The following is a 13,052-nucleotide window of genomic DNA, read 5'->3' as shown; positions in this document are numbered from 1 at the left end:
ATTGAATAGATTCATCGTTTTTTTTTATCAAATATAAGGCTTTTTATTGTGTTATGGGTAATTGCGGACAATCAAAATTTATTTTATAACAATTAATTAAAATTTAGTAACAGAAATAGTTTGTTGTCATTTTAATATGATTTGCAATACTTTTGTAAATAAGCTTTGATTCGTAATTTAAAAAGAACATATCAAACTAAATTCTTTACTATTTTAGCTGGATTTCCTGCAACAACAACAAATTCAGGAATATTTTTTGTAACAACAGATCCTGCTGCGACAATAGCCCCTTTACCTATAGTTACACCTTTTAAAATAGTGACATTAAAACTTATCCAAACATTATCTTCAATTATTATTGGAGCAGATTTAACATTAACATTTTCTATTGGATGTCCCATTTTAAGCATTGTTAAGAATGATTTCTGCCTTTCTAAATAGTCCTCTTCATGAGAATTAGTATCAATAATATTACAATTATGAGATATCAAAACATCATTACCAATTGTAATAGCATTGGCACTCCAAATTTGAGTTCCAAAACCGATATAACAATTATTCCCAATATTAATCTTTCCGTTGTGAGCAAAAAGCAATAAAGTTCCCCTTATATGAGTATGTAACCCAATTCTAATATTTTCCTTATTCCCTTGAATATTAACAACCTCGGCTTGCTCATAAAATCTCGAATATTCGCCAATAGAAACTTGTTCTAGACACTTTCTAATTTCTAATACTTTAATTCTAGACTCTATTTGAGTAATATCAAAATAAGGATTATTAAGAATGAATCCAGAATTCAACATTTTTGCTATATTCTTTTTAAGAAAATTTTCAATTCCATTTTTAATCATATTTGCTATTCTAACGATTTAAAACTTATTTTTCGTTCAGTTAAAAGAAAAAAATATTGATTTTAATTTCTCTGATATTTTTTTTAAATAAATTAAAAAGCTGATTTTTAGATCTATTTTTGTTTTATGTTTCTCTAAATTACTTTTTAAATAAAGCTTCAATTGTTTGAATTTCTTCTGTTCAATATTAATTTTACTAGGATAATTAGTAATTATATAATTAGAATTCCAATTATTTGTAGTACCAAAATCAGAATCATCACAATGAACTCCAGAGTTATCAAAACCTATATTTTGCACCAAGGAATAATCTGGATGTAAAACTAATCCTTTATTTTTGAAAACATTCCACCAAAATCTTATACCCCAAGAACTTATTCTTTTACTTTCCATTTGGGTAATCAACATAGAACTATAATTATAACTATCATCAAGATTGAATTGTTTACGTAATTTATTATTACTTTTTAACTCCAAATAATCTTGAGAATTAAAGTTTATCTCTACCCAAACTCTTTTCCAAGTTGCCCAACCCCAAGTAGTTGTAAGTGGAATAAAATAAGCACTATTCTTTTTTTTACATTCTAAATCAAAAGCATAAGCACTTATTTGCTTTACAATAAATTCATTTTCATATCGTTGGAGAGCAGTGTTCATGTAATTAATGAAATTTACAGAAGTTACTATATCATCCTCTAAAACAATTATTTTACCGTATTTATTAACAACTTCCGTAACCCCATTGATTATACTGTCAGCTAAACCAAGATTGTCTTTTTGTTCTATTATAACAACTTCTTTACACCAATTTTTTTCTCTTATTATTGTTCTAACCTCTTTAACACGTGACAAAAGCTCTTCTGAAGCGTTTTCTTTAGCTCCATCGCAATAAATAAACAAGGTGCTTTGATCTGCATAATCGTTACGCATCAATGCTTCCAATGTTTGCTTGGTATGCCATGGCCGGTTGTAAACAAATAATACAATTGGTGCTAATTCCATTTTTTATAATTTTGCTGCAAAATAATCCGTTACTAATTGCGGAAAGTTTTTGGGTTTTTCGCTAAAAAAACGTGGGTTATAGTTATAGATAATATCGTTTATGTAGGTGTCAGGAGGTGTGAATCCTGTTTTGGGACGGTTTAAAACATAGTCAGGAACAATTCCTTTTAGACTATCCTTCAAAAGTTGTTTGGGTTGTTGATTTGGAAACTTAATCGCCAAAGGCAATGTGTCTATAAAATGGATTAGATTGCTATCCGCAAATGGAGACCTCATTTCTATGGAATGTGCCATTGCTAATTTGTCGCTAAGAAAATAACAATTATTTGTCAACCAGGCATAATGCATGAAATAATAAATTTTATCAATATAATACTCCGTATCAACTCTATGCCAATCTATTCTTTCAAAAGGAATTTGTTGTTTGAAAGCTAGTTTATTTAACTCATTAAAAACTGGAAAATCATACGTTTTTTTTGCATTTACTAAAAAGTCACTTTTTGTGTTCCTATTAAAAAACAGGATTTCTTTTACTATTGCCTTTAATTTAGATTTGGCACTAAAACGAATATCATTTAGATAATAATCTCGAATCCATTGCAAACTTTCGGCATATTGATTGTGCGGTTTGTAACCATAAAAGAGTTCATCGCCACCATTGCCACTCAATAAAACTTTAAACCCCATGTTTTTAGCTTTTTTGTAAATTGCCCATTGCGCAAACATAGCTACATCGCCATTCGGTTCGTCTAGATGTTCCAGAATATCCTCAAGGGAACTGCTAAAATCATTGGAATCCAGTTCAATTTCATTCCAAATAAGTCCCATGTCATCACTAAATCGTTTAGCTTCTTTACGTTCATCAACACTAAAAACACCTTTATATCCTGCCGAAATAACACTTACATTCTCTCTGAATTCTCTTGTCACAGCGGCAATTGCTGATGAATCGACGCCAGCGCTCAATAGCACTCCTATAGGCACTTCACTCATCAAACGCTTTTCTACAGCACTAAACAAAAGACGTTTAACCTCGTTACATGCCTCTTGATAATCGCCCTCAAAAGTTGCCTTAAAATTACGTTCGCTGTATTTTTTTAATGTTACATTTTCACTTTGAGAACTTGTAGAAAAGGAAGCATGTGGTATTTTTTTTATAGCTTGTATATAGGTGTCACCTGTTGCTATGGCATACGAATACTTTTGTACTTGCCTAAGTACTTCAAAATTTAAAGTGTTAGTTGAAAAATACGATTTTATTACTTTTACTTCAGACGAAAAAACGATTCCTTCCGACAGAACGGCATAATATAATGGTTTTTTTCCAGCAATATCCCTACCCGTAATAAGTTTCTGCTTTTTTATATCATACAGGCAATAAGCAAACATTCCTTCTAATTGGGCATTAAAGTTGTCTCCGTAGGTTTCGTACAAATGTAAAATTACTTCACAATCAGACAAAGTAGCAAAAGAATGTCCTTTTGATTCTAATTCCTTTTTCAGGGATATGTAGTTGTAAATCTCGCCATTGCAAATCAAAACAATACTTTTATCTTCATTAAAAATGGGCTGATGTCCGTTAGCAACACCAATGATGGATAAGCGTACATGTGCTAAAGCAACCTTCTCGTCATTCCAGATATCTTGCTCGTTAGGGCCACGATAGAGCATAGCAGCATTGCATAACGAAAGCTTATCTAAAACTGGCTTATCAATTGTTGTAAATGAGAAAAAAGCGGTAATTCCACACATAAACTATATTTTAAAAAAAACAGGGGTTTTTATAAAACTCTTTAAAAGTATTCCAACTGGATATTCCTTTTCTACCTTAAAGCCTAACCAAAACTCTGGCGCATAAACAGTTTTGTTTTTTGTTGAAAGATATCCTGCCCACCAACTAAAACTACTGTTTGAAATAATCAGTTTATCAGCATTCAGTAAAATTTGAAAATCAACAATCTCCTCCTCTGATACAATTATTTTATCTGCTATAAAATCAAATTTATCAGCTACATTTTCTAAATCATCAGTAACTATGACAACCTTATATTGTTCTATAGTATCAATTTGCGCTATAGCATTTTGATAATAACTTTGAGGTAAAGTCAAATTCAAACCACCCAATTGGTCACTTCCCCAGTTTAAATAATCCCCTAATCTACAATGTATAGCTATAATTTTATTTTCCTTAAAGAGCTGACCGTATTTAGAATTAAATACGTTTCTATATTTTTTTCTTATTACAAACTTTTTTTGCAAATACGGTTGGTATCCGCTGAAATAATCTTCAGATTGAAAAAAACCGTTATAGTAACTATTGTCTCTAAATAGTTTTTTCATTTCATTTACATCTTCATCACCTACCTGATATATTGTATTTACATTTTTTTTTTTAAACCATTTTAACATTATTTTATTCCATAAATCACAATACAAAACTCTAGGAGTAAAATATTTTAAAAACACACTATCAAATGCGTTATCAATTAAAAAAAATGTATTGAACTGTTTGGAAACACTTAAAGCTGTTGCATATTGAAACATTTGGTTGCCTAATCTTCCCTGAAATTTACTAATAATCATACTATTATTTATTAATTTATAGTACTTTCATTCCACTTTGCATCTAATAAAAATAAGGTATGAGAAGCTGGAGGTACTTCGCCCGAGCCGTAGAAATTACCTTCCACAACTTCAAAAGCAAAAACTTCATCAGCACCATCATAATAATCGTCATAACTCATCAACGAATAACTCACGGTGTAGTTTGAAGCTGGTAATGGTAGTCTGTCAATACACATACAAAAAACTCCTTTCTCGGATAAATTGTTGTAAAGCAAACCATTTAAGCGGCTATGATGATTCATAATTTGCACACCCATTGCGTTAGTAAAAGCAATTGAGGGATGCATATTTAATTTTTCGCTGTCCTTTAATAAACAAGTGTAATGAAGTAACACTTTTATATCTTGTCCACTATAAATATTCTGGACTAAATTCCCTTTAGAATCAACTATCTCAACTTTCTCAATTTTCACAAGTCCATTGCCAATTCGTTTCTTCTGATTTATATCAATAATTGAATTGTTAGCATTTAAATAATTTTCAATAGCATCATCCGTGTTTCCATCAAAAACTATTTTCCCATGCTCCATAACAATTCCTCTTGTACACAATTGTTTAATCGCCGCCATATTATGACTCACAAACAGCACCGTTCGTCCCCCCGTCTTGGAAATATCTTGCATTTTTCCAATGGCTTTTTTCTGGAATTCGGCATCGCCTACGGCTAGCACTTCATCTATAATTAAAATTTCAGGCTCTAAAAAAGCAGCTACCGCAAAAGCCAATCGTACATACATCCCGCTACTGTAGCGTTTTACAGGCGTATCAATGTAGCGTTCACAACCAGAGAAACCAATAATTTCGTCAATCTTCGAGCTGATTTCTTTTTTGGTCATTCCAAGGATGGCTCCGTTTAAATAAATATTTTCACGACCCGTCATCTCGCCATTAAAGCCTGTACCTACCTCAAGCAAGGAGGCTACCCTACCACCAAACTTGATACTTCCGGTTGTGGGTGCAGTTACCCGAGATAATATTTTAAGTAATGTTGATTTTCCAGCACCATTTTTACCTATAATACCCAATACTTCACCGCGTTCTACTTCAAAATTAATGTCTTGTAATGCCCATACATAATCGCTAGTCCCTTTGGTCGAGCGATCATTGGTATCACCAATTTTTAAGTACGGATTTTCTTTGCCTCGTATTTGATGCCACCAACGGTTTAAGTCGTGACTCAACGTACCCGTTCCTACCTGCCCAAGGCGGTATTGTTTAGAGATGTTTTCGGCTTTTAATATAATGTCTTTCATTGTTTTACCACAAAGGTTTTTACCGCAAAGGCGCGAATTTTTTTCGCAAAGTGCGCTAGGGTTATAGCAAAGGCACTAAAAACGCAAAGTTATTTTTTTTAACTTCATAATTAACATGATAAAGATTTTTTTTACATCATTTTTTTACCGCAAAGTTTTTTTTACCGCAAAGTTATTTTTTACCGCAAAGGCGCGAAGTGTTTCACAAGGTTCGCAAAGTTGGTTTGTGAAGGCGCAAAGGTTGGACTTCGGAGGATTTTACCGCAAAGGTTTTTTTACCGCAAAGACGCAAAGTGTTTCGTAAAATGCGCCAAGTTGGATGGTGAAGTCGCAAAGGTTGGACTTCGGAGGATTTTACCGTAAAGGTTTTTTTACCGCAAATGCGCCAAGTGTTTCGCCAAGTGCGCGAAGGATAGTTTGTAAAGTCGCAAAGGTTGGGATTCGGAGGATTTTACCGCAAAGTTTTTTTTTACCGCAAAGGCGCGAAGTGTTTCGCAAGGTGCGCCAAGTTGGATGGTGAAGTCGCAAAGGTTGGACTTCGGAGGTTTTTACCGCAAAGGTTTTTTTGCCGCAAAGGCGCGAAGGTTTTATTTCGTATAATAAGTAACCGAAGATTCAATTGCGATGATGCTCCCTCTCCTTGGGAGAGGGCGGGGGGATGAGGATTTTTAAGTTCTACTCCACTACACCGTATCTATAAAACTTTTCTCGGTTTTATTGAACACTAACAAGCCTATTATAAATACGCTTATCGTCACACCAAAAGTATACGTCAAGCCCAAAACAGAAATATGCCCTACATTGAGCAACATATACCGAGTGGTTTCGATCACATAGGCTAATGGATTATAGGCGACCAACCAACCATAAGTAGGCAGTTTTTCTTTGATTAATGCCATCGGGTACATCACTGCTGAAACATACATCAACAATTGTACACCAAAACCTATGAGGTTGCTAAAATCACGGTATTTGGTCACTAATGACGATATAATCATTCCTAATCCCAAACCTAAAATCCCCATGAACACAATTAAGACTGGGAAGAATACCGTAGTAGCGTTCATGCCAATGGTGGCTCCCTTGAAGTAATAAAAAAGATAAAAGAATAGGAATATAAAAAACTGAATTCCAAACTTGACCAAATTGGACATCACAATAGATATAGGTACAATAATCCTTGGGAAATACACTTTACCAAAGATAGCCGCATTGCTCCTAAAGGTATCCGAGGTGCCATTCAAGCAAGCCGTAAAGTAATTCCAAACGGTAATTCCAGCCAAGTTGAATAAAAATGGGGGCACAGTTCCCGTATTGATTCCCGCCACATTATTAAAAATAATCGTAAAAGTGACCGAGGTAAACAAGGGCTGAATCAAGTACCACAATGGCCCTAAAACCGTTTGCTTGTAAACGGTGACAATGTCTCTTTTGACAAAAAGAATCAGTAAATCACGGTATTGCCAAACTTCTTTTAAGTTAAGCGAAAAGAATTTGTTTTTGGGTTTTATCTCAAACAACCATGGTGTCGATGTAGTATTGGTAGTATTCATTTGCAAAGGACTAACTTACTTATAAGCCGTATTGGCACTGATTTTTGGCACAAAGTGCTTGGCAAATATAGTAATTTGTTGTTGGGAATCTAATTTTTAGAATTAGAAATAGCAAAGGATTTTACCGCAAAGTTATTTTACCGCAAAGACGCGAAGTGTTTCGCAAGGTGCGCCAAGTTGGATTATGAAGGCGAAAAGGTTGGGCTTCGGAGGGGTTTTACCGCAAAGTTTTTTTTACCGCAAAGACGCGAAGTGTTTCGCAAGGTGCGCCAAGTTGGATTATGAAGGCGAAAAGGTTGGGCTTCGGAGGGGTTTACCGTAAACGTGCAAAGGTTTTATTTCGTATAATAAGTAACCGAAGATTCAATTGCGATGATGCTCCCTCGCCTTGGGAGAGGGCGGGGGGTGACGATTTTGTTGCAAAAGTTGTCCCTCGGATACTAAATAACCACTAATTTACTTGCGGTAAGCACTAAAAAACATATCCTACGTACTTTTTTCTTACCTTTGTTGCATGTTAAAATTATTCAAATCAAAACCAGTTCTTAAAGATTTAATTCCAGATGGTCATATCGATATGCACTCTCATTTATTACCTGGGATTGACGATGGTGCCCGAAATTTTGCAGACACACTCCGCCTCACACAAGCATTACAAGGATTTGGAATTTCAGAGTGTATAACCACACCCCATATTATACAACACGTTTGGGACAATACACACGACCAAATTCTTGAAAAAGCCGCCACTACCAAACAACAATTGCAAGATAGTCAATGCAACATCCCTTTTCGAGCTGCTGCCGAATATTTGATGGACGATGCCTTTGTCAAACTTTTTCAATCTGGTAACTTGCTGACCCTAAAAGACAATTATGTTTTGGTCGAAATGTCTTATATCAATGCTCCCATTCAGTTGTATGCCATACTATTCGACTTACAAGTTGCCGGCTACACTCCAGTTTTGGCACATCCAGAGCGGTATTTATTTTACCATAATAATTTTAATGAATACCTAAAACTCAAGCGAGCCGGTTGTCTTTTTCAACTCAATCTCCTGTCCGTTGTAGGATATTACGGAAAAGAAATTGCAAAAATAGCCGAGGAATTGCTTCAAAAAGGAATGTACACCTATGCCGGATCGGATGTGCATCATGACAACCATATTGCCGCTTTCAATCAAAAAGTAAAAATAAAAGACACGCTTCCACTAGTTGAAATCATAGCCAACAATCAGTTTTTCAAGCAATAACACACGTAATGCTACGAGGTACTCCATTTTAATTTTGGCGTGTCCCTCGGCAGAAAAAGCCTCGGGTCAGGCTATCGTTCCCGCTTTTTTATTGACCGCCCTACCAGGGTTCAAAACCCTGACAGGGCGGTCAATAAAAAGAGCTCCACTACTATCCTTCACGCAATTCAACTCACAGCAAATACAGATGTTTACAACAGTAAATCATCCCAAAAAGAAATCTAGCCCATCCCAAGGCAAAAACCTCATTTGCGGGAAGCGATTTTTTTTGATACTTTAGCCTTAAATCTATTTCAACATGCCAACCGACTGTATCAGCTTCCAAAATTCTGGTTATTTCTCTACTCTAATGACCGATTATTTAGACCAAAAAGAACCCTTAAACGAACTTTATAATCGATTTCCAACGCTTGAAAATTTTGAAAACCAAATCGTTGAGAAAAAAAGTAATTTCAACACCAATGCCGATAGCAATACAAAAAGAGCCGTTTTGGTCTCGGTCTTAAAAGCACAATATGCCAAAATTACGACCTCCCCACTAACCCAACATAATATTGAACTCCTAGTAGAAGCCAATACTTTTACGGTAACAACAGGGCATCAGCTCAATTTGTTTAGTGGGCCTTTGTATTTTTTGTACAAAATTATTTCGACCATCAACCTGACCAAAGAATTAAAAACCAAGTATCCCGACTCTCATTTTGTCCCCGTATATTGGATGGCGACCGAAGACCACGACTTTGAAGAAATTAATTATTTCAATTTCAAAGGCAAAAAATTCCGCTGGAATACCCATAGCGCAGGCCCTGTTGGGCGATTATCAACTCAAGGTCTGGCTGAATTTTTGGAAATATACGCCCTCGAATTGGGATCGAGTACTAACGCTAGTTTTCTAAAAAAACTATTCGAAGAGGCGTATCTCAATCATACTAATCTAGCGGATGCGACCCGTTTTCTAGCCAATGCACTCTTTGGCGAATACGGTTTAGTCATTCTGGACGCCGATGAAACCGAGTTAAAACGCCAGTTTATTCCTTACATAAAAGAGGAATTAGTGCGTCAAACGGCACAAAAACAAGTGCTGGATACTGCCAAAAAACTAGAGCAATACACCGTTCAAGTCAATCCACGGGAGATTAATTTGTTTTATATCGAAGATAAACTCCGGGAACGCATTGTTTACGAAGCTGGTATTTACAAAATTAACAATACCAAAATCATGTTTACCCCAACCGAAATACTAGCCCTTTTAGCAACCCATCCCGAAAAATTTAGTCCCAATGTGATTATGCGTCCGTTGTATCAGGAAGTTATTTTACCCAACTTATGCTACATTGGTGGTGGTGGCGAAATTGCGTATTGGCTGGAGTTAAAATCATTTTTCGATGCCGCAAAAGTAACGTTCCCCATCCTATTACTCCGAAATTCAGCTGTATTAGCTACCCAAAAACAAATCAAAAAAGCCGATGCTTTAGGGCTATCGTGGCGTGATTTATTCCAAAAACAAGAGCAATTAATCACCAACAAAACCCATGAATTATCCGATTTTCCTATTGATGTACAGCCTTTAAAAGCACAATTGCAACTACAGTTTGAGCAACTCTATGAATTGACTAAACATACGGATAGTTCGTTTCTAGGTGCCGTAAAAGCACAACAAATAAAACAAACCAAAGGATTAGAAAATCTAGAAAAACGCTTAATCAAAGCCCAAAAACGAAAACTAAACGACGTGCTAGAACGCATCACTGCTTTGCAAAACGAGCTGTTTCCTAATGGGAGTTTACAAGAAAGACAAACCAATTTCTCCGAGTTTTATCTAGAAAGTGGTGACCAATTAATTCCCACTATTGTAAAAGAATTGCATCCATTGGCATCCGATTTTAATTGCATCACGCTATAGTAATACCAAAAAATCCGTGCTAATCTGTCACATCCGTGGCATCCGTGGCAAATTTCAAAAGTTTAACCTGTAGTTAAAAGCGAATACACTACTACATACCCAGAACAATTCCTTAAAAAAGTAATAGATTACTTTTGCTATAAAGTGTATTATCAACACATAACACCAGTATTACTCCTAAAAAAATATCAATATTAAAAGAAAATTCTCACGATTACAATCTTAAAAAACACCAAAAAAGAACTATTCCATTTTAGGAAGAGCCAAAAACAATTCCCACTTTAACACGCTTACCCCTTATAATACTGGACTTTACTACAAAAAAAAGCCTTACAAATAAAATGTTATTAACACGAAAACGTTGTAGTAACTTCATTTTTTTGGTATTCAAAATTAGCATACAATTTATCGTTACTTTTACTTTAAATTAACTTAAAAAATACATTATTATGAAAAAAGGATTACTTTATTTAATTATGTGCGTATTTGCAATGACTGCTGCAAATGCACAAATCGCTACGGTGAGTATTCTTGGTGAAGGTGTTGGTGGATGGCCAGGTGACCCAGGTAACCCAGGACCTGACGATGTTCACCAAATGACATCTACTGATGGTGGTACTACTTGGACAATTTCAGGATTAGTAGTAACAGGTCCTGGAATCAAATTTAGAGCGAATAACTCATGGAATGATGCTACTGGAAGCCCTGCTGGTGGTAACTGGGGAGCACCTGCTGCTGGAGTACAATTTCCAACTGGTATTGCAGTAAACGCTGGTAGTAGTAGTGATATTAAAGTGGGTGTTGTTGCAGGAATTTATGATGTGACTTTAGATGTAGTTACTGGAGCCTACAGCTTCAACACTGTGGCTGGCGTATCCGTTGTAAAATTGTCTGGTACTGCACTAGCTAGCACAGTGACTATGGCAACAGCTGATAGTAACATTTACACGTATGAAGGTACATTTACAGCTGGAACAGTTCAATTTGATATTGATGGTGTATTGAACGGTGGTAATTACCCTACGGGAAATGCAACACCGGGAAGTACTATAACAGTACCTGCTGGGGACTGGGTTGTTTCTATTGATTTAGGAACTGGAGATTATACTTTTACTGCTCCTCCTTTCAAAACAATCAGTATTACTGGAAATGCTAATATAGCTTGGGGAACTGATACTCCCTTGACAACAACTGATGGTATCAACTACTCTATTACTGATGTAGCTTTTAAAGCAGGTGGTTTTATATTCAGAGAAAACAATTCTTGGTCTGTTAAATACGCTGCAGATATTAAAGATACAGAATTTTTTGCTACTACAAGTGGTAACTTAAGTACTGCTGGACAAGATTTTTTAGTTACTGCTGCACAAGCTGGTACTTATGACATCACTGTCAACAGACAAACTTTAGCGTATACCATTACATTAAAATCTCTTGGACTAAACAAATTGGATGCAAAAAGTTTCTCCGTATATCCTAACCCTTCACAAGGAGCTTGGAATATTACTTCAAAAAACAACAACATCAAATCAGTACAAGTATACGACATCAACGGTCGTGTAGTTCGTAACACAGCTACAACCACTGTTGACGGAACTACTTTAGCCAAAGGAATTTACTTTGCAAAAGTAACTACTGAAAACGCTTCTGCTACTGTAAAATTGATCAAAAACTAAATTCTAGTTTTAATCCTAAAAATCCCTTATCGCTACGAGAAGCGTTAAGGGATTTTTTTTGTTCTCCCGCTTCGTTGTAAAGACTTTGAGACTACTTTACATTGGTGCTAACCAGAACTCTTGATCCGTTTTTTAATTCTGATTTAATACTAACACTGTTTTTTAAAATAACACTATTACTAAAACAACATCAAAACGGCTTTTTATTGACAATAAATTAAAATAGAATGATATAAAATGTTTATTTTTGCATAAAATTTAAAACACTTAAAAAATGGCTACAAATAGAACATTTACAATGATCAAACCGGATGGCGTAGAAAACGGACACATCGGAAATATATTAGCAATGATTACCAATGGCGGTTTCAAAATTGTTTCTTTGAAATTAACACAATTAACCACTGCCGATGCGCAAGCTTTTTATGCTGTACACGCTGCAAGACCTTTTTACGGAGAATTAGTTGCATTCATGACTCGTGGCCCAATTGTTGCTGCCATTCTTGAAAAAGAAAATGCCGTAGAAGATTTCAGAACTTTAATTGGTGCTACCAATCCAGCCGAAGCTGCCGAAGGAACTATTCGCAAAGCTTACGCTACTTCTATTGGAGAAAACGCCGTTCACGGATCGGATAGTGACGAAAACGCTGCTATAGAAAGTGCTTTCCATTTTGCAGGTAGAGAACAGTTTTAATTTTAGATTGTTGCTTTCTGATTTTAGAGTTGGAAATCGTATAAACAAGAAAATCCCGTTCAATGAACGGGATTTTCTTGTTTTAGCAAGCATTGTATTAATGCGTTACATTATAATTTGCCTTTTGAGTTTCATCTTTCAAACCAATATATTTTGAATTTAAATGGTTCTTCGCCTAAATTAGTGGAAAGTTATAAAAAGGTTTAATTTTAGGGTATGGAATTAGACGGATTAGGGATT

10 protein-coding genes are annotated in these 13,052 nt (G+C 35.3%); 4 read left to right on the top strand and 6 right to left on the bottom strand.

The features are described from left to right. Window positions 1–191: 191 nt before the first annotated feature. The 6 genes from FNW21_RS16615 to FNW21_RS15530 all read right to left on the bottom strand — a co-directional run bounded on the left by FNW21_RS16615 (window position 192) and on the right by FNW21_RS15530 (window position 7,287). Complete coding sequence (locus tag FNW21_RS16615; RefSeq protein WP_235889653.1) at window positions 192–854, bottom strand: acyltransferase; 663 nt, start codon at window positions 852–854, stop codon at window positions 192–194. Window positions 855–890: 36 nt separating this feature from the next. Further along, on the bottom strand, window positions 891–1,856 hold the full coding sequence (locus FNW21_RS15550; RefSeq protein ID WP_144257672.1) for a glycosyltransferase family A protein: 966 nt from the start codon (window positions 1,854–1,856) through the stop codon (window positions 891–893). 3 nt (window positions 1,857–1,859) lie between these two features. After that, window positions 1,860–3,608, bottom strand: a complete 1,749-nt coding sequence (gene asnB / locus FNW21_RS15545; protein WP_144257671.1) for an asparagine synthase (glutamine-hydrolyzing) — start codon at window positions 3,606–3,608, stop codon at window positions 1,860–1,862. Window positions 3,609–3,611: 3 nt separating this feature from the next. Beyond that, window positions 3,612–4,439 (bottom strand): alpha-1,2-fucosyltransferase, encoded by an 828-nt coding sequence (locus FNW21_RS15540; protein WP_144257670.1) that lies wholly within the window; start codon window positions 4,437–4,439, stop codon window positions 3,612–3,614. An 11-nt stretch (window positions 4,440–4,450) separates the two neighbouring features. Beyond that, window positions 4,451–5,734, bottom strand: coding sequence for an ABC transporter ATP-binding protein (locus FNW21_RS15535; protein WP_144257669.1), 1,284 nt, complete (start codon window positions 5,732–5,734; stop codon window positions 4,451–4,453). Window positions 5,735–6,417: 683 nt separating this feature from the next. Further along, a complete protein-coding gene (locus FNW21_RS15530) occupies window positions 6,418–7,287 on the bottom strand; it encodes an ABC transporter permease (RefSeq protein ID WP_144257668.1) in 870 nt (289 codons plus the stop codon). 514 nt (window positions 7,288–7,801) lie between these two features. Here FNW21_RS15530 and FNW21_RS15525 point away from each other — a divergent pair. The 4 genes from FNW21_RS15525 to FNW21_RS15510 all read left to right on the top strand — a co-directional run bounded on the left by FNW21_RS15525 (window position 7,802) and on the right by FNW21_RS15510 (window position 12,812). Next, a complete protein-coding gene (locus FNW21_RS15525; protein ID WP_144257667.1) occupies window positions 7,802–8,539 on the top strand; it encodes a tyrosine-protein phosphatase in 738 nt (245 codons plus the stop codon). Between the two features lie 298 nt (window positions 8,540–8,837). Further along, window positions 8,838–10,442 carry a bacillithiol biosynthesis cysteine-adding enzyme BshC gene (gene bshC, locus FNW21_RS15520; protein WP_144257666.1) on the top strand — a complete coding sequence of 535 codons (1,605 nt, stop codon included), beginning with the start codon at window positions 8,838–8,840 and terminating at the stop codon, window positions 10,440–10,442. A gap of 449 nt (window positions 10,443–10,891) precedes the next feature. Continuing rightward, complete coding sequence (locus FNW21_RS15515; RefSeq protein WP_144257665.1) at window positions 10,892–12,118, top strand: T9SS type A sorting domain-containing protein; 1,227 nt, start codon at window positions 10,892–10,894, stop codon at window positions 12,116–12,118. A gap of 274 nt (window positions 12,119–12,392) precedes the next feature. After that, entirely contained in the window at window positions 12,393–12,812 is a 420-nt protein-coding gene (locus FNW21_RS15510) for a nucleoside-diphosphate kinase (RefSeq protein WP_144257664.1), read from the top strand. Window positions 12,813–13,052 lie beyond the last annotated feature (240 nt).

Source organism: Flavobacterium restrictum (genome assembly GCF_007097245.1).
Classification (GTDB): domain Bacteria; phylum Bacteroidota; class Bacteroidia; order Flavobacteriales; family Flavobacteriaceae; genus Flavobacterium; species Flavobacterium restrictum.
This window is presented reverse-complemented; position numbering and strand designations above follow the sequence as displayed.

Bases quoted from the DNA above. Each gene is read 5' to 3' on its own strand.
- FNW21_RS16615 (WP_235889653.1), bottom strand. From the start codon at position 854: ATGATTAAAAATGGAATTGAAAATTTTCTTAAAAAGAATATAGCAAAA.
- asnB (WP_144257671.1), bottom strand. From the start codon at position 3,608: ATGTGTGGAATTACCGCTTTTTTCTCATTTACAACAATTGATAAGCCA.
- FNW21_RS15530 (WP_144257668.1), bottom strand. From the start codon at position 7,287: ATGAATACTACCAATACTACATCGACACCATGGTTGTTTGAGATAAAA.
- FNW21_RS15515 (WP_144257665.1), top strand. From the start codon at position 10,892: ATGAAAAAAGGATTACTTTATTTAATTATGTGCGTATTTGCAATGACT.
- FNW21_RS15550 (WP_144257672.1), bottom strand. From the start codon at position 1,856: ATGGAATTAGCACCAATTGTATTATTTGTTTACAACCGGCCATGGCAT.
- FNW21_RS15535 (WP_144257669.1), bottom strand. From the start codon at position 5,734: ATGAAAGACATTATATTAAAAGCCGAAAACATCTCTAAACAATACCGC.
- FNW21_RS15540 (WP_144257670.1), bottom strand. From the start codon at position 4,439: ATGATTATTAGTAAATTTCAGGGAAGATTAGGCAACCAAATGTTTCAA.
- FNW21_RS15510 (WP_144257664.1), top strand. From the start codon at position 12,393: ATGGCTACAAATAGAACATTTACAATGATCAAACCGGATGGCGTAGAA.
- FNW21_RS15525 (WP_144257667.1), top strand. From the start codon at position 7,802: ATGTTAAAATTATTCAAATCAAAACCAGTTCTTAAAGATTTAATTCCA.
- bshC (WP_144257666.1), top strand. From the start codon at position 8,838: ATGCCAACCGACTGTATCAGCTTCCAAAATTCTGGTTATTTCTCTACT.